The 13,768-nt window shown below is 68.0% G+C and carries 18 protein-coding genes; 15 read left to right on the top strand and 3 right to left on the bottom strand.

From position 1 onward, the window contains the following. The first annotated feature begins 10 nt into the window (after positions 1 to 10). Positions 11 to 733 (top strand): DUF3108 domain-containing protein, encoded by a 723-nt coding sequence (locus tag J2X52_RS07755; RefSeq protein ID WP_310151065.1) that lies wholly within the window; start codon positions 11 to 13, stop codon positions 731 to 733. Positions 734 to 751: 18 nt separating this feature from the next. Further along, the gene (locus J2X52_RS07750) at positions 752 to 1,450 is read left to right on the top strand and encodes a DUF3108 domain-containing protein (RefSeq protein WP_310151062.1); all 699 of its coding nucleotides are present in this window, start codon (positions 752 to 754) and stop codon (positions 1,448 to 1,450) included. A 73-nt stretch (positions 1,451 to 1,523) separates the two neighbouring features. Here the strand turns inward: J2X52_RS07750 and J2X52_RS07745 are convergent, their stop codons facing one another. From J2X52_RS07745 to J2X52_RS07735, 3 genes are read right to left on the bottom strand one after another with little or no spacing between them, the layout of a single operon-like run. Then, positions 1,524 to 1,820 carry an EF-hand domain-containing protein gene (locus J2X52_RS07745; protein WP_310151058.1) on the bottom strand — a complete coding sequence of 99 codons (297 nt, stop codon included), beginning with the start codon at positions 1,818 to 1,820 and terminating at the stop codon, positions 1,524 to 1,526. A gap of 3 nt (positions 1,821 to 1,823) precedes the next feature. Continuing rightward, entirely contained in the window at positions 1,824 to 3,083 is a 1,260-nt protein-coding gene (gene murA / locus J2X52_RS07740; RefSeq protein ID WP_310151055.1) for a UDP-N-acetylglucosamine 1-carboxyvinyltransferase, read from the bottom strand. Further along, the gene (locus J2X52_RS07735; RefSeq protein ID WP_310151052.1) at positions 3,083 to 3,337 is read right to left on the bottom strand and encodes a BolA/IbaG family iron-sulfur metabolism protein; all 255 of its coding nucleotides are present in this window, start codon (positions 3,335 to 3,337) and stop codon (positions 3,083 to 3,085) included. Before J2X52_RS07735 ends, murA begins: the two co-directional genes overlap by 1 nt. A 163-nt stretch (positions 3,338 to 3,500) precedes the next feature. On the opposite strand from J2X52_RS07735, the gene J2X52_RS07730 reads away from it, so the two are divergent. The 13 genes from J2X52_RS07730 (at position 3,501) to ptsP (ending at position 13,736) form a co-directional block, all read left to right on the top strand. Further along, positions 3,501 to 4,502 carry a KpsF/GutQ family sugar-phosphate isomerase gene (locus J2X52_RS07730; protein ID WP_310151049.1) on the top strand — a complete coding sequence of 334 codons (1,002 nt, stop codon included), beginning with the start codon at positions 3,501 to 3,503 and terminating at the stop codon, positions 4,500 to 4,502. 40 nt (positions 4,503 to 4,542) lie between these two features. Beyond that, positions 4,543 to 5,100 (top strand): HAD-IIIA family hydrolase, encoded by a 558-nt coding sequence (locus tag J2X52_RS07725; RefSeq protein ID WP_310151047.1) that lies wholly within the window; start codon positions 4,543 to 4,545, stop codon positions 5,098 to 5,100. Next, entirely contained in the window at positions 5,097 to 5,663 is a 567-nt protein-coding gene (lptC, locus tag J2X52_RS07720) for an LPS export ABC transporter periplasmic protein LptC (protein WP_310151043.1), read from the top strand. The genes J2X52_RS07725 and lptC overlap by 4 nt, the downstream gene beginning before the upstream one ends. Continuing rightward, complete coding sequence (lptA, locus tag J2X52_RS07715) at positions 5,641 to 6,183, top strand: lipopolysaccharide transport periplasmic protein LptA (protein WP_310151041.1); 543 nt, start codon at positions 5,641 to 5,643, stop codon at positions 6,181 to 6,183. Before lptC ends, lptA begins: the two co-directional genes overlap by 23 nt. Then, a complete protein-coding gene (gene lptB, locus J2X52_RS07710) occupies positions 6,183 to 6,902 on the top strand; it encodes an LPS export ABC transporter ATP-binding protein (RefSeq protein ID WP_310151039.1) in 720 nt (239 codons plus the stop codon). Before lptA ends, lptB begins: the two co-directional genes overlap by 1 nt. Before the next feature lie 36 nt (positions 6,903 to 6,938). Further along, positions 6,939 to 8,390, top strand: a complete 1,452-nt coding sequence (locus tag J2X52_RS07705; RefSeq protein ID WP_310151036.1) for an RNA polymerase factor sigma-54 — start codon at positions 6,939 to 6,941, stop codon at positions 8,388 to 8,390. A gap of 136 nt (positions 8,391 to 8,526) precedes the next feature. Beyond that, positions 8,527 to 8,853: a ribosome-associated translation inhibitor RaiA gene (raiA, locus tag J2X52_RS07700; protein ID WP_310151033.1), complete on the top strand. Its 327-nt coding sequence runs from the start codon at positions 8,527 to 8,529 to the stop codon at positions 8,851 to 8,853. A 40-nt stretch (positions 8,854 to 8,893) separates the two neighbouring features. Next, on the top strand, positions 8,894 to 9,373 hold the full coding sequence (locus tag J2X52_RS07695; protein ID WP_310151031.1) for a PTS sugar transporter subunit IIA: 480 nt from the start codon (positions 8,894 to 8,896) through the stop codon (positions 9,371 to 9,373). Next, entirely contained in the window at positions 9,370 to 10,326 is a 957-nt protein-coding gene (hprK, locus tag J2X52_RS07690; protein WP_310151028.1) for an HPr(Ser) kinase/phosphatase, read from the top strand. Before J2X52_RS07695 ends, hprK begins: the two co-directional genes overlap by 4 nt. Next, positions 10,326 to 11,201, top strand: coding sequence for an RNase adapter RapZ (gene rapZ, locus J2X52_RS07685; RefSeq protein WP_310151026.1), 876 nt, complete (start codon positions 10,326 to 10,328; stop codon positions 11,199 to 11,201). The genes hprK and rapZ overlap by 1 nt, the downstream gene beginning before the upstream one ends. A 91-nt stretch (positions 11,202 to 11,292) precedes the next feature. Then, positions 11,293 to 11,685 carry a PTS sugar transporter subunit IIA gene (locus tag J2X52_RS07680; RefSeq protein WP_310151022.1) on the top strand — a complete coding sequence of 131 codons (393 nt, stop codon included), beginning with the start codon at positions 11,293 to 11,295 and terminating at the stop codon, positions 11,683 to 11,685. A gap of 48 nt (positions 11,686 to 11,733) precedes the next feature. After that, complete coding sequence (locus J2X52_RS07675; protein ID WP_310151019.1) at positions 11,734 to 12,003, top strand: HPr family phosphocarrier protein; 270 nt, start codon at positions 11,734 to 11,736, stop codon at positions 12,001 to 12,003. Beyond that, the gene (gene ptsP / locus J2X52_RS07670; protein ID WP_310151017.1) at positions 12,003 to 13,736 is read left to right on the top strand and encodes a phosphoenolpyruvate--protein phosphotransferase; all 1,734 of its coding nucleotides are present in this window, start codon (positions 12,003 to 12,005) and stop codon (positions 13,734 to 13,736) included. Before J2X52_RS07675 ends, ptsP begins: the two co-directional genes overlap by 1 nt. The last annotated feature ends 32 nt before the right edge of the window (positions 13,737 to 13,768 follow it).

Raw genomic sequence — 13,768 nt, 5'->3', positions numbered from 1 at the left:
TGCCGGTCCCATGCGCGCCCTCCTCTCCCTGTTCGCGACCGCCCTGCTGATCGTTGCGTGGCCCAGCGCCGCGCGCGCCGCGGCGCTCGAGCCGTTCGTCGCCACCTACGATGCTTGGTACCAGGGCAAGCAGGCCGGCACGGCGACCATGCGCCTGCAGCCGCAGGGCGCGCAGTGGCAGGTGGATCTCGGCATCCGCGGCAACCGCGGCTTCGCCGGCATCCTCGGTCTGAACCTGGAACAGGACACGCTGTTCGACGTTGTCGGGACCGTTTACCGCCCACTTCGCCAGAGCACGACGCGCAAGGCCGCGGTGTTCTTCAACCGCAAGGTCGAGGGCGTCTACGACTGGACGAAGAACGTGGCGCGCTGGACCGGCGATCTGAGCAAGCGTCGCCGTGACCCGGTACCGCTGCAGCCCGGCGACATGAGCGCGCTGCTGATCAACCTGGCGGTGATGCGTGATGCCGCGCCGAACGCTTCGCTGCAGTACCGCTTCGTCGACGGCGGCCGCGTCCGCCAGTACGCGTATCAGGCAGCCGCCGAACCGGAACTCGTGCAAGTCGGCGACATCAGTTACTCGGCGTTGCGCGTTTCACGCACCAACGGTGGCAACGACGAGATGATCATCTGGGTCGCGGACGGTGTACCGACGCCGGTCCGGATCCTGCAACGCGAAGATGGCGAGGACGCGGTGGACCTGCGCCTGGTCGAATACCAAGGAGCACCATAGATGAAGACACGAGCCCCCATGACCCGACTGCTGACCGCCACCGGCGCCGCCCTGCTCGCCCTCGCCGCCCTGCCCGCGCTGGCGATCGAGCCGTTCACCGCCACCTATCAGGCCAACTACATGGGCATGCGCGCGCAGGCGAACATGAACCTCGCGCAGGAAGGCGGCAACCGCTGGAAGTACGCCCTGCAGGTGGCCGGCGCCGGCGCGCGTCTGGAGCAGAACACGGTCTTCGAGGCGAACGGTGAACAGTGGCGGCCGGTATCGAGCAGCGACGCCCAGCGCGGCGAATCCGGCCTTGCGGCGATGCTCATGAAGAACCGCGAACTCAACACCACCTACGACTGGAACGCGGGCGAGGCCCGGTTTGCAGGCGATGTGCGCGATGGCCAGAGTGGACCGGTGAAGCTGCAGGCCGGCGATCTCGACGGCATGCTGATGAATCTGGTGCTGGTGCGCGACGTGCAGGCGGGCAAGTCGCCGCTGCGTTACCGCCTGGTCGAAGACGGCCGCGCCAGGCGCCAGGTGTTCGAGCGTCAGGGCACCGAGCAGGTGACCGTCGGCGGCCGTTCGATGCAGGCGACCAAGGTCGTTCGTACCGACGGGCGCCGCGAGATCATCGCCTGGGTCGTCGACGGCATGCCGGTGCCTGCGCGCCTGCTGCAGCGCCGGGACGGCAAGGACCACATCGACATGCGCCTGCAGTCGGTCAACTGACCGTCGCATCTCGCTTCACGCGGAAGGCCCCGCAGTGCGGGGCCTTTTCTTTGCGCGTGTCACAACCCGATCTCTAGGGCGCGGTTTCGGTCCTGCACTCCACCCGGATCGATTCGGCAGAACCACGCCGGCGATAGTCGACGCAACTGCGGTGACCCCGCTGCGTCCGCACCGCGGTGACGGTGAAGAACCCCTGCAGCACTTCGCTCCGGGTGAGCGCACCGTCCTCGTTCCAGTCCATCTCCTTGAACGGCATGCCGCTGAGCGCGGCCGCATTGGTGTAGCGCAACCATCCCAGTGCGAGCAGCAGCACCGCCATCGTCGCGAACACCGCGATGCGCCGGTTCGACAAGCGGCCCTTGAACGCCATGGACTACTTCACCCGCCGGATGCGCGCACCGAGACCGGAGAGCTTGCGTTCGATGTGCTCGTAGCCGCGATCGAGGTGGTAGATGCGGTCGATTGTCGTGTCGCCGTCGGCTACGAGCCCGGCGAGGATCAGCGATGCCGATGCGCGCAGGTCGGTCGCCATCACTGGCGCGCCGCTGAGCCGCTTCACACCATGCACGCTGGCGCGCGGGCCGTCGATGTCGATTTCCGCGCCCAGGCGCATCAGCTCGCTGACGTGCATGAAGCGGTTCTCGAAGATCGTCTCGTCGATGGTGCCGGTGCCCTCGGCGATGCAGTTCATCGCCATGAACTGCGCCTGCATGTCGGTGGGGAAACCGGGATGCGGCGCGGTGACGATGTCGATCGCGCGCGGGCGACGCCCCTGCATGTCGACCGTGATGCGCTCACCGTCGATCTCGACCGTCGCGCCGGCATGGCGCAGGCGCTCGATCACCGCGCCCAGCGTGTCCGGCCGCGCGCCGACCGCGGTCACCCGACCACCGGTCATCGCCGCAGCGACGAGAAAGGTGCCGGTCTCGATGCGGTCGGCGACGACGGCATGCGTCGCGCCATGCAGACGCTCGACACCGCGCACCTCGATGCGCGAGGTGCCGGCGCCGCGGATGTCGGCCCCCATCGCGATCAGGCATTCGGCCAGATCGACGATCTCCGGCTCGCGCGCGGCGTTGTCGATCAGCGTCGTGCCGTCGGCGAGCGTCGCCGCCATCAGCACGTTTTCGGTCGCGCCGACGCTGATCGTCTCGAACACCACGTGGCCACCGCGCAGGCGCTCGGCGCTCGCGCGAATGAAACCGTGTTCGACAGTAATCGTCGCGCCCAGCGCTTCGAGCGCCTTGATGTGCAGATCCACAGGCCGCGCACCGATTGCGCAACCGCCGGGCAATGACACTTCCGCTGCGCCGTAACGGGCCAGCAGCGGGCCGAGCACGAGGATCGAGGCGCGCATGGTGCGCACCAGCTCGTAGGGCGCGACGTGGCTGGTGACGCTGCGCGGATCGACAGTCACGCGCCCGTTCTCGACATCGTGTTCGACGCCGGCGCCGAGACCCGACAGCAGTTTGGTCGTCGTCAGCACATCGTGCAGGTGCGGCACGTTGGTGACTTCGACCGGCGTATCGGCGAGCAGCGTGGCGCACAGGATCGGCAGCACCGCGTTCTTGGCGCCGGAAATCCGCACCTCGCCCTGCAGCGTGGCGCCGCCGGTGACGATGATCTTGTCCATCAGCCCTGCCCTGCGCCGGTGGCGGCCGCATGCTCGTCGGGCGTCTTGGTGTTCAGCGCGAGCGCGTGGATCTCGCGGCCCATCAGCGCGCCGAGCGTCGCGTACACCATGCGGTGACGCGCCAGCGGCAGCTTGCCGGCGAACGCGGGCGAGACGACCAGCGCCTCGAAGTGCACGCCGTCGTCGCCCTGCACGTGCACCACGGCGTCGGGCAGACCCTGCTGGATGAGGTCGGTGATGGTCTGGGTATCCAAGAATCGGGTCCTGTGGCCGCGCTGCCGGGCCGTGAACGTCGCTACGCGCGCTGCGTGAAGCGCGGATGAGCCGTCATCGCCGACGCCGCCTGTCGCGGGGCATTCACGCCGGAAAGCGCATAAAATGAACGGCTTAGCCTAACGGAAAAGCCCTGTGCCGGATATGGTCCACCCGCCGCGAGATGCAGCCATCGCGGGTTCCGATTTTGCGGCGAGCGGACGACGCGTCTTCGCGGTCGAAGTCGAAGGCCTGCAGGCGGTCTCGGCGCGCCTCGACGGTGAATTCTCCGCTGCATGCGCGCGCATTCTCGAATGCCGTGGGCGAGTGGTGTGCATGGGCATGGGCAAGTCCGGGCATGTGGCGCGCAAGATCGCCGCGACGCTGGCCTCGACCGGCACCCCGGCCTTCTATGTGCATCCGGGCGAAGCCGGCCACGGCGACCTCGGCATGATCACCGACGCCGACATCGTGCTGGCGCTGTCGTACTCGGGTGAGTCCGACGAGATCCTGATGCTGCTGCCGGTGCTCAAGCGCCAGGGCAATCCGCTGATCGCAGTCACCGGCCGCGCCGGGGCGACGCTGGCGACCGCCGCCGACATCCATCTCGACATCAGTGTCCCGGCGGAAGCCTGCCCGCTGGCGCTGGCACCTACCGCCAGCACCACGGCGTCGCTGGCGATGGGCGATGCGCTGGCAGTGGCGCTGCTGGAAGCGCGCGGTTTCACCGCCGACGATTTCGCCCGCTCGCACCCGGCCGGCGCCCTCGGCCGCCGCTTGCTGCTGCACATCCGCGATGTCATGCACGGCGGCGGCGAAATACCCACCGTGACCGCGGATGCCTCGCTGGCCGATGCACTGATGGAAATGAGCCGCAAGCGTCTGGGGATGACGGTGATCGTCGACCCGGCGCAGCGTCTGATCGGCCTGTATACCGATGGCGATCTGCGCCGCACGCTGACCGACCCCGCCATCGATGTCCGCGATGCGCGCATCGCCGACGTGATGACCCGCGACCCGATCGCGATCGCCGCCGATGCGCTGGCGGTTGAGGCGGCCCGACTGATGGAAACCCGCAAGATCACGATGCTGCCAGTCATTGACGGCGATCGTCGCGTGGTCGGTGCCCTCAATATCCAGGATCTGCTGCGCGCCCGCGTGGTCTGAGCCGGCGCCCATTCATTCAATGCCCGATACTTTCGAAACCATGCACGACGCCCCCGCCCTCTTTGCCGATGTCTCCGAGGCGATTCTCGCCCGCGCAGCCCGCGTGCGCCTCGCATGCTTCGACGTCGACGGCACCTTGACCGACGGCAGCCTGGGCTTCGACAGCGAAGGCCGCGAGATCAAGACCTTTCATGTCCATGACGGCCAGGGCCTGGTGCTGCTGCGCAAGGTCGGCATCGCGGTTGCGCTGGTGACCGCGCGCAAGGGCGGCATCGTCGAGCGCCGCGCCGCCGATCTCGGTGTCGAGGCGCATGTGCATGTCGCCGACAAGCGCGAGCGCGTCGAGTCGCTGTGTGCCTCGCTCGACATCACACTGGACGAAGTCGCTTTCATGGGCGACGACCTTGCGGATGTCGGCGCGATGCGCGCGGTGGGATTCGCGGTCTCCCCGGCCGATGCCCACGCCTGCGCGTACGACAGTGCCCACTGGCGCACGCGCGCCGGCGGCGGTCGCGGTGCGGGCCGTGAACTGTGCGATCTCATCCTGCACGCGCAAGGTCGCCTGGCCGGCATCCACGCCGATGGGCGGGTGTCGTGAACTGGCGCCTGACCCTGACCGTCGTGCTGCTGCTCGGCGCGCTGATCTCGGGATGGTCCGCCTGGCGGCAGAAGGACACCATCGTCACCGAGGATCCCGTCGACGGCCGCACCGACTATCTGCTGCGCGACTTCGACATCGTCGCGCTCGACAACGAAGGCCGCGAGGCGTTCTCGCTCCAGGCCCCGCAGCTGCAACAGACCCCGGGCGCGCGCACCCTCGAACTGGTCACCCCGTTGTTCCACGTGCCGGAAAAAGAAGGCGACGGGCGCTGGGAGATCCGCTCGCAGACCGGCTGGGTGTCCGAGGACAACGAAGAGGTGCGGCTGCGCGGCGATGTCACCGCCGACAGCCCGGAAGGCGCTTCGCGCCCGACCCGCATGCGCACCGAATCGATGAATGTCTTCCCCCAGCGCAACCAGGCCACGTCCGAGGCGCTGGTCGACGTCGAACAGCCCGGTTCTACAATGCAGGGCACCGGCATGCGTGCCGACCTCGATTCGGGACGGATCGAGCTTCTTTCCAAGGTGAAATTCCGCAATGAACCGAATTCCCGCCGCTAGTGTGCTGCTGATCGCCGCGTTCGCACTGCCCACCGCCGCGCTGGCCAAGGCATCGGACCGCAACCAGCCGATCGACGTCGACGCCGGATCCAGTGACTGTTCGGTCAGCGACGAGCGCTTGCCGTGCCTGCTCACCAGCGGCGTCACGATTACCCAGGGCACGCTCGAGATCCAGGCTACGCGCGCGGACCTGCGCCGACGCAGCGGTGAGTTCCAGCGCGTGATCCTCAACGGGGGGCCGGTGCGGATGAAGCAGCAGATGGACGATGGGGGCTGGGTCGATGCGACAGCCGCCCAGGCCGACTACGACATGCAAAGCGATACCGTGGTGTTGACCGGCAATGCCGTGGTCAACCAGCCGGGCCAGGGCAAGATCGAAGGCCAACGCATCGTCTACAACATGTCGACAGGCCGGGTGCAGGGCGGCGGCGAAGGCCAGGGCCGCGTGCGCATGCAGTTCCAGCCGCGCAACCAGACGCCGGCGCAGCAGCCGGCCCCGGCAGCGCAGGGCGGCCGCTGATGCTCGTCGCCGAAGGTCTGCGCAAGCGCTACAAGCAGCGCGAGATCGTCAAGGACTTCGGGCTGACGCTCGAGTCTGGCGAGGTCGTCGGCTTGCTCGGCCCCAACGGCGCCGGCAAGACCACGTGCTTCTACATGATCGTCGGCCTGGTGCCCGCCGATGCCGGACGCATCGTGCTCGACGGCCACGACATCACCGCCGAACCGATGTACACCCGCGCCAAGCGCGGCGTCGGTTACCTGCCGCAGGAACCGTCCGTGTTCCGCAAGCTCAGCGTCGCCGACAACATCATGCTGGTGCTGGAGCTGCGCGAGGACCTCGACAGGGCCGGCCGCCAGAAGGCGCTCGCCGACCTGATGGACGAACTGCAGATCACCCATGTCGCAGACCAGGCGGGCGCCAGTCTGTCGGGCGGCGAACGGCGCCGGGTCGAGATCGCACGCGCGCTCGCGGCGAATCCGCGCATGATGCTGCTCGACGAACCCTTCGCCGGCGTCGACCCGATCTCGGTCGGGGAGATCCAGCGGATCGTCACCCATCTCAAGCAACGCGGGATCGGTGTGCTGATCACCGACCACAATGTCCGCGAGACCTTGGGGATCTGTGACCGGGCGTATATCCTCAGCGACGGCGGCGTGCTGGCGCAGGGGGCTCCGGAAGCGCTGCTCGCCAATCCCGACGTGCGTCGCGTCTACCTGGGGGAATCCTTCCGTCTGTAGTCGGCGCACGCATCCGGTCAGGGAGTTCCGGAGTCGATGAAGCCACGTCTGCAGACATCGCTGGGGCAACATCTGGTGCTGACGCCGCAGTTGCGTCAGGCGTTGCATCTGCTGCAGCTGTCGTCCGTGGAACTCGAAACCGAGATCACCACCGCCGTCGAGAGCAATCCGCTGCTCGACTGGGAAGAGCCCGAATCGATTTCCGTGCAGCCGCCGTCCGAACGCGGCAGCACGCAGGAACAGGACAGCCGGGCGGAACACGAGGCCGGCAACCGCGACGATGCGGAACCCGTATCCGCCTGGGAAGCTGATGACGGCTGGCACGAACGCGTCGGTGGCAGTGGCCAGGGCCATGGCGATCACGACGGGGACGGCGATGCCGCCGACCGCATGGTGCAGTCCGAAAGCCTGCAGGACCATCTGTCCTGGCAACTCCATCTGAGCACGATGTCGGCGCGCGACCGCAACATCGGCATCGCCCTGATCGATGCCATCGACGATGACGGCTACCTGCGCGAATCGCTGGACGACATCGTGGCGACACTGCGGCCCGAAACACATGCCACGACTGCCGAGGTGGCCGCCGTGCTGTGCCGGGTGCAGCGCTTCGACCCGGTCGGCGTGGGCGCCCGCGATCTGGGCGAATGCCTGCGCCTGCAGCTCGATGCGTTGCACGCCGACACCCCCGGGCGCGCGACGGCACTTCTGGCCGCGCGCGACCATATCGAACGCCTGCCCAAACTCGGCGCGCCGGGCCTTGCGGACGCGCTGGGCTGTTCGCCCGAGGAGGCCGCGACCGCGCTGCAGCTTTTGCGCAGTCTCGACCCACGGCCAGGTGCGCAGATCGGCAACGTGCCGCACGACAACTACGTTACGCCGGACTGCGTGATCGCCCGGCAGAACGGCGTCTGGCGGGTCAGCCTCGCCGGCAACCACTTCCCGCGCGTGATCATCCATCGCGGCTATGAGCAGATGATCCAGCACGCCTGCGCCAGCGATGCGGGGTACCTCAAGGGCCGCCTGCAGGAAGCGCGCTGGTTGTTGAAGAACATCGAGGCGCGCGGCGAAACCCTGCTCAAGGTCGTGCGCTGCCTGGTGCGGCAGCAATCGGGGTTCCTCGAGTTCGGCAAGCGTGCATTGCGACCGCTGACCCTGCGCGAGGTGGCCGAGGAAATCGGCATGCACGAGTCCACGGTGTCGCGCGCGGTCGCGCGCAAGTACGTGCACACGCCGCGCGGCACGCTGTCGCTGAAGGACTTCTTCGATTCCGGCGTCGGCACCGAAGGCGGCGGCGAGGCATCGAGCACCGCGATCCAGCACATGATTCGGGGCCTCGTCGAAGCGGAGGATCCGCGCAAGCCCCTGTCCGACGCTCGTCTGGCGGAACTGCTGAAAGCGGCCGGGGTTCCGGTCGCGCGCCGCACGGTGGCGAAATACCGCGAAGCGCTGCACATCGTTTCGTCGCACGAGCGCGTTCGCATCGCCTGAACTTCCAGCGCTCTACGGTGGTCGATAGAGACGTGACAGACGGCGCTTGCACCGCGCCCCGGTCGCGCTACTCTGGACCCGATCGCCCGCGTCGATCGCGGACGGGTCCTTCCCGAACCGTTGAAGGAGGTTGCCGATGCATGTCGAGACCCATGGCCACCAGCTCGAGGTGACGCCTGCACTGCGAGACCAGGTGGACACCAAGTTCCAGAAGCTGGCCAAGCACTTTGATCAGCCATTGCATGTGCGTGTCCAGCTCAGTGTCGAAAAGCTGATCCACAAGGCCGAGGCCACCGCCATCATCGCCGGCAAAACCCTGCACGCCGACGCGACGGCGGCCGACATGTACGCTGCGATCGACCAGCTCGCCGACAAAGTCGACCGTTTGCTGGTCAAGCATCGCAAGAAGGTCGTCGACCACCATCGCGGCGAGAACCCTGCACGCGACGGGACTTTCGGCTAGGCTGCTGCTCCCACGAATTGCCTTCGGGGCACCGCGCGGCATGTCTTTTTCCGATCTGCTATCGGCCGACCGCATCGTGATGCTGGTCGCGCCCGGTTCACGCGATGTCGTTTTCGACTCCGCCGCGCGGCTGCTCGCCGGCAATTCCCCGACACTGACCCCGCTGCTCGGTCACGCCCTGCGTGAGCGCGAGCAGCTGGGCAGTACCGGCATCGGTCGCGGCGTCGCGATCCCGCACGCACGCAGCACCGCGTTCCGCGAACCGCGCGCCGCGTTCCTGCGGCTCTCGCATCCGATCGATTTCAATGCCACCGACGGCCAGCCCGTCGATCTCGTGTTCGCCATGTGCGTGCCTGACCACCAGGTCGAACAGCACCTGCAGACGCTCGCCGGTCTGGTCGAACATTTCTCCAGTGCCGACTTCCGCGACGACCTGCGGGCCGCGCGCGATCTCGCCCGGCTGCGCACCCTGCTGCTCGAAATCACCCCGCGCGCCGATACCGACGCGGCCCGCGCGTGAACGCCAGCATCCAGGCCCAGGAGCTGTTCGCGCTGCTGCATGAGCGCCTCGGGCTGCGCTGGCTCGCGGGCCAGCACGGTGGACGCAAGGTGCTCGAATCGGTCGAGACCATCGCGCGCCGGCCCTCGCTCGCGGGCTATCTCAACATCATCTATCCCAACAAGGTGCAGATCCTCGGCACCGAGGAACTGTCGTGGCTCGACGGTCTGGATTCGCGCCTGCGCTGGGAAACCATCGAGCGCGTGATGCAGTACCGGCCGCTCGCACTGGTGATCAGCAAGGACCAGCCCTGCCCCGAGGATCTGCGCGAAGCGGCGGACGAATCGCAGACACCCCTGTGGACGTCGCCCAACCGCGGCCATGAGCTGCTGAACCTGTTCCAGTACCACCTGGCGCGGCAACTCGCGCCGCGGATCACCCTGCATGGCGTCTTCATGGAGGTGTATTCGATCGGCGTGCTGATCACCGGCGAATCGGGTTCCGGCAAGAGCGAGCTGGCGCTGGAACTGATCACCCGCGGTCACCGCCTCGTGGCCGACGATGCGCCCGAGTTCACCCAGATCGCGCCCGACGTGCTCGACGGCACCTGCCCCGAACTGCTGCAGGACCTGCTGGAATTGCGCGGCCTGGGCGTGTTCAACATCCGCGAGATGTTCGGCGACACCGCGGTGAAGCGGAACAAATATCTGCGCCTGATCATCCATCTCAGCCGGCCCAATGCCGACACGATGGCCGGCGATGGCGACGGCATGGTGCGCCTGACCGGCGACCTGGGCGTGCGCCGCGTGCTCGATCTCGACGTGCCGCTGATCACCCTGCCGGTGATGCCCGGACGCAACCTGGCGGTCCTGGCCGAGGCAGCCACGCGCATCCACATCCTGCGCACCAAGGGGCTCGATCCCGCCGCGGCGTTTCTCGCCCGGCATTCGCAGTTCCTCGAGCGGGGCGCCTGATGGCGGACACCGCGCCACCGCTGTTCTATGTCGTCAGTGGCCTGTCGGGCAGCGGCAAGTCGGTTGCGCTGCGGACGCTCGAGGATCTCGACTTCTACTGCGTCGACAACCTGCCCGCGGGCATGCTCGCGGACTTCGTCGCCAACCTCACCCGCGCCGACGAACCGCCGCGTCGGCTGGCGGTCGGCATCGACGTGCGCAACCGCCACACCGATCTGTCGAAGGTGCCGGGCTGGCTGTCGGATGTCGGCGCCCTGGGCCTCGACCCGCGCCTGGTGTTCTTCGAAACCGGCGACGAGGTGCTGCTGCGCCGCTTCGCCGACACGCGCCGCCGGCATCCGCTGAGCCGCGCAGGCCTGTCGCTCGCCGATGCCATCGCGCTGGAACGCGGTCTGCTGCGTCCGCTGCGCAGCCTGGCCGACACCGTCATCGACACCAGCGACCTCAACGTCCACCAGTTGCGCAGGCGCATCGTCACCGAACTCGATCTGGCCCAGGACCAGTCGGTCTCGCTGTTGTTCGAGTCCTTCGCCTACCGGCGCGGCGTACCGGCGGATGCCGACTTCGTCTTCGATGCGCGCGCCCTGCCGAACCCGCACTGGGATCCGCGGCTGCGTCCGCTATCGGGCCGCGATGCCGACGTGCGCACCTGGTTCGAAGGCCAGGCGGACGTCGGCGAGTTCATCGCCCAGGTCTCGCAATTCCTCGGCAACTGGCTGCCGCGGCTGCGCAGTGATACGCGCAGCTACGTGACCGTCGCCTTCGGCTGCAGCGGCGGCCGGCACCGCTCGGTGTACCTGGCGGAAACGCTGGCCCGTCACGCCCGCGAACAGGGGTGGCGCGATGTGGCGACCTATCATCGCGAGATCGACTGAACACCTGCGGCATCGCAGCGACGCCGGTCCGGATGCAACATCGCGCGCGCGACGCTTCCGGGCGATCCCCTTGCTCTGCTAACGTCCACGGATGGCCGTCGGCGTACTTCTATTGACCCACGAGGGAATCGGTTCCGCGATGCTCGCGGTGGCGACCCGTCTGATGCAGCAGCTTCCGTTGAAGACGGACGTGTTCGAGATGCCGTTCGACGCGGATCCCGATACGGCATTGCCACACGCAAGTGCGGCAATGCGCCGCGTCGACGGGGGCGATGGCGTGCTGATTCTCACCGATCTCTACGGTGCCAGCCCGAGCAACGTCGCCGCGCAGCTCGCGCGTCTGGGCACGCCGGCCCGGCGCGTCTCCGGCCTGAGTCTGCCGATGCTGCTGCGGGTCATGAACTATCCTGAGCAGGCGCTCGACGAACTGCCGGCCACGGCCGCGGCGGGCGCCCGCAACGGCGTTCTGCTCGACGATGCCTGAGCCGCAACGCTTTTCCCTCTTTCCCCCGCGCTGTACCAGGACTTCCCGATGATCGAACGCGAACTGCTCGTCGCCAACAAGCTGGGGCTGCACGCCCGTGCGACCGCCAAGCTCGTGCAGGCGCTGTCGGGTTTCCGCTGCAATGCCACCCTCGTCGCCAAGGGCCGTGAGGTCAACGCCAAGAGCATCATGGGCGTGATGCTCTTGGCAGCCGGTCACGGGACCCAGGTGGTGCTGCGGCTCGATGGCGAGGACGAAGCCGCCGCGATGGAGGCAGCCGCCTCGCTGTTCGAGCGCAGGTTCGACGAGGAGGGCTGATGCGGCAGGGCCTCCACGGACAGGGCGCCTCCCGTGGCAACGCGCTCGGCCGGGCGCGCGTGCGCGAGCCGCATGCGCTTGAAGTCGCCGAGGCGCGCATCGCGCCGGGCGACGCCGAAACCGAACTGGCGCGACTGCATGCCGCGATCGAACAGGTACGCAGCGAGATCCGCGCCATGCGCGACCAGCTGCATGGCGCGCTGGCGCACGAGGTCGGCGAATTCCTCGACCTGCACACCCTGCTGCTGGAAGACCCCGAACTGCTGCAGGGCCTGGACGAACTCGTCCGCTCGGAGCTCTACGGCGCCGACTATGCGCTGCGTCTGCAACGCGATCGGCTGGCAGCCGTGTTCGAAGGCATGGACGATGCCTATTTCCGCAGCCGCATCGAGGACATCGACCACGTCATCGGACGGGTGCACGCAGCGCTGCATGACCACGAGGCGGAACTGCAGGGCGTCGCTGGCGAAATCCTGGTCACCGATGCGATCGCACCCTCGGAGATCGGCCAACTGCATGCGCAGGGCGTGCTCGGCATCGTGACCTCGGGCGGCAGCATGCTGTCGCACTCGGCGATCCTCGCCCGCAGCCTGCACCTGCCGTTGATCGTCAATGCGCCGCAGGCGCTTAGCGCGGTCAACGACGGCGACGTACTGGTCATCGATGGCGGCACCGGCGAGATCGTCGTCGAGCCTGGCCCGACCGACCTGCGTGTCTACCGCGCCCGCCTGCGCGAGGAGAAGCGCGAGCGCAAGCAACTGCGGCGCCTGCGTCGCGAACCCAGCAAGACCCTCGACGGTGTCGACATCCGCCTGTACGCGAATGCCGAATCGCGCGAGGACGTCGCCGAAGCGCATGCACTCGGCGCGGCCGGCATCGGCCTCTACCGCACCGAGTTCCTGTTCCTGCAGGGCCGCGAGGTGCCGGACGAGGACGCGCAGTTCCGTGCGTATCGCGATCTGGTGCTCGGTATGACCGGACGCACGGTGACGATCCGCACCCTCGACATCGGCGCCGACAAGGCCGACAACAGCGGCCTGGCCTTGCGCAACGAGCCCAACCCCGCGCTCGGCCTGCGCGGCGTGCGGCTGTCGATGGCGCGTAGCGGCCTGATGGAAACCCAGCTGCGCGCGATCGCACGCGCCTCCGGCTACGGGCCGGTGCGGATTCTCGTGCCGATGGTCAGCGGCCGCGAGGAAGTCATCGCGGTGCGGCAGATGCTCACGCGCGTGCTGCGGGACCTGGCCCGCGAGGGTCGGGAAACCGCCGCACGACTCGCGCTCGGCGCGATGATCGAGGTGCCGTCGGCGGCGATCGCGCTGCCGACCTTCGCTCGCGATCTCGACTTCATCTCTATCGGCACCAACGATCTGGTGCAGTACCTGCTCGCGGCCGACCGCAACAACGACGCGCTCGGCGATCTGTACTCGCCGCTGCATCCGGCGGTTTTGCGACTGGTGCACAGTGTGGTGCGCGTTGCCCGTGCCCGCGGCATGCCCACTTCCATTTGCGGCGAAATTGCCGGCGATGCCCGCTTCACCCCGTTGCTGCTGGCACTCGGGATCGAAGAGCTGAGCCTGCACCCCTCGCCCCTGCTGGAAGTGCGACGCGCGATCCGCGCCCTGGATCTCGGCCAGTTGCGCGCCCGCGCGCCCGCGTTGCTGCGTGCGCGTGACCGCGCCGGCATCGAACGCTGGCTCGATGCGATGCAACCGGTGTACGGCGCGGACTGAGGTTCGACACGGCGCATCGCCTGCATCGATGA

This window comes from Luteimonas sp. 3794, from assembly GCF_031456825.1.
Classification (GTDB): Bacteria; Pseudomonadota; Gammaproteobacteria; order Xanthomonadales; family Xanthomonadaceae; genus Luteimonas.
This window is presented reverse-complemented; position numbering and strand designations above follow the sequence as displayed.

What these genes read in the sequence shown, in the direction of transcription:
- J2X52_RS07705 (WP_310151036.1), top strand. Translation starts at nt 6,939, where the DNA reads ATGAAGCCACGTCTGCAGACATCGCTGGGGCAACATCTGGTGCTGACG.
- raiA (WP_310151033.1), top strand. Translation starts at nt 8,527, where the DNA reads ATGCATGTCGAGACCCATGGCCACCAGCTCGAGGTGACGCCTGCACTG.
- J2X52_RS07745 (WP_310151058.1), bottom strand. Translation starts at nt 1,820, where the DNA reads ATGGCGTTCAAGGGCCGCTTGTCGAACCGGCGCATCGCGGTGTTCGCG.
- J2X52_RS07680 (WP_310151022.1), top strand. Translation starts at nt 11,293, where the DNA reads ATGGCCGTCGGCGTACTTCTATTGACCCACGAGGGAATCGGTTCCGCG.
- rapZ (WP_310151026.1), top strand. Translation starts at nt 10,326, where the DNA reads ATGGCGGACACCGCGCCACCGCTGTTCTATGTCGTCAGTGGCCTGTCG.
- J2X52_RS07755 (WP_310151065.1), top strand. Translation starts at nt 11, where the DNA reads ATGCGCGCCCTCCTCTCCCTGTTCGCGACCGCCCTGCTGATCGTTGCG.
- J2X52_RS07730 (WP_310151049.1), top strand. Translation starts at nt 3,501, where the DNA reads ATGGTCCACCCGCCGCGAGATGCAGCCATCGCGGGTTCCGATTTTGCG.
- J2X52_RS07750 (WP_310151062.1), top strand. Translation starts at nt 752, where the DNA reads ATGACCCGACTGCTGACCGCCACCGGCGCCGCCCTGCTCGCCCTCGCC.
- lptA (WP_310151041.1), top strand. Translation starts at nt 5,641, where the DNA reads ATGAACCGAATTCCCGCCGCTAGTGTGCTGCTGATCGCCGCGTTCGCA.
- lptB (WP_310151039.1), top strand. Translation starts at nt 6,183, where the DNA reads ATGCTCGTCGCCGAAGGTCTGCGCAAGCGCTACAAGCAGCGCGAGATC.
- ptsP (WP_310151017.1), top strand. Translation starts at nt 12,003, where the DNA reads ATGCGGCAGGGCCTCCACGGACAGGGCGCCTCCCGTGGCAACGCGCTC.
- J2X52_RS07725 (WP_310151047.1), top strand. Translation starts at nt 4,543, where the DNA reads ATGCACGACGCCCCCGCCCTCTTTGCCGATGTCTCCGAGGCGATTCTC.
- J2X52_RS07695 (WP_310151031.1), top strand. Translation starts at nt 8,894, where the DNA reads ATGTCTTTTTCCGATCTGCTATCGGCCGACCGCATCGTGATGCTGGTC.
- murA (WP_310151055.1), bottom strand. Translation starts at nt 3,083, where the DNA reads ATGGACAAGATCATCGTCACCGGCGGCGCCACGCTGCAGGGCGAGGTG.
- J2X52_RS07675 (WP_310151019.1), top strand. Translation starts at nt 11,734, where the DNA reads ATGATCGAACGCGAACTGCTCGTCGCCAACAAGCTGGGGCTGCACGCC.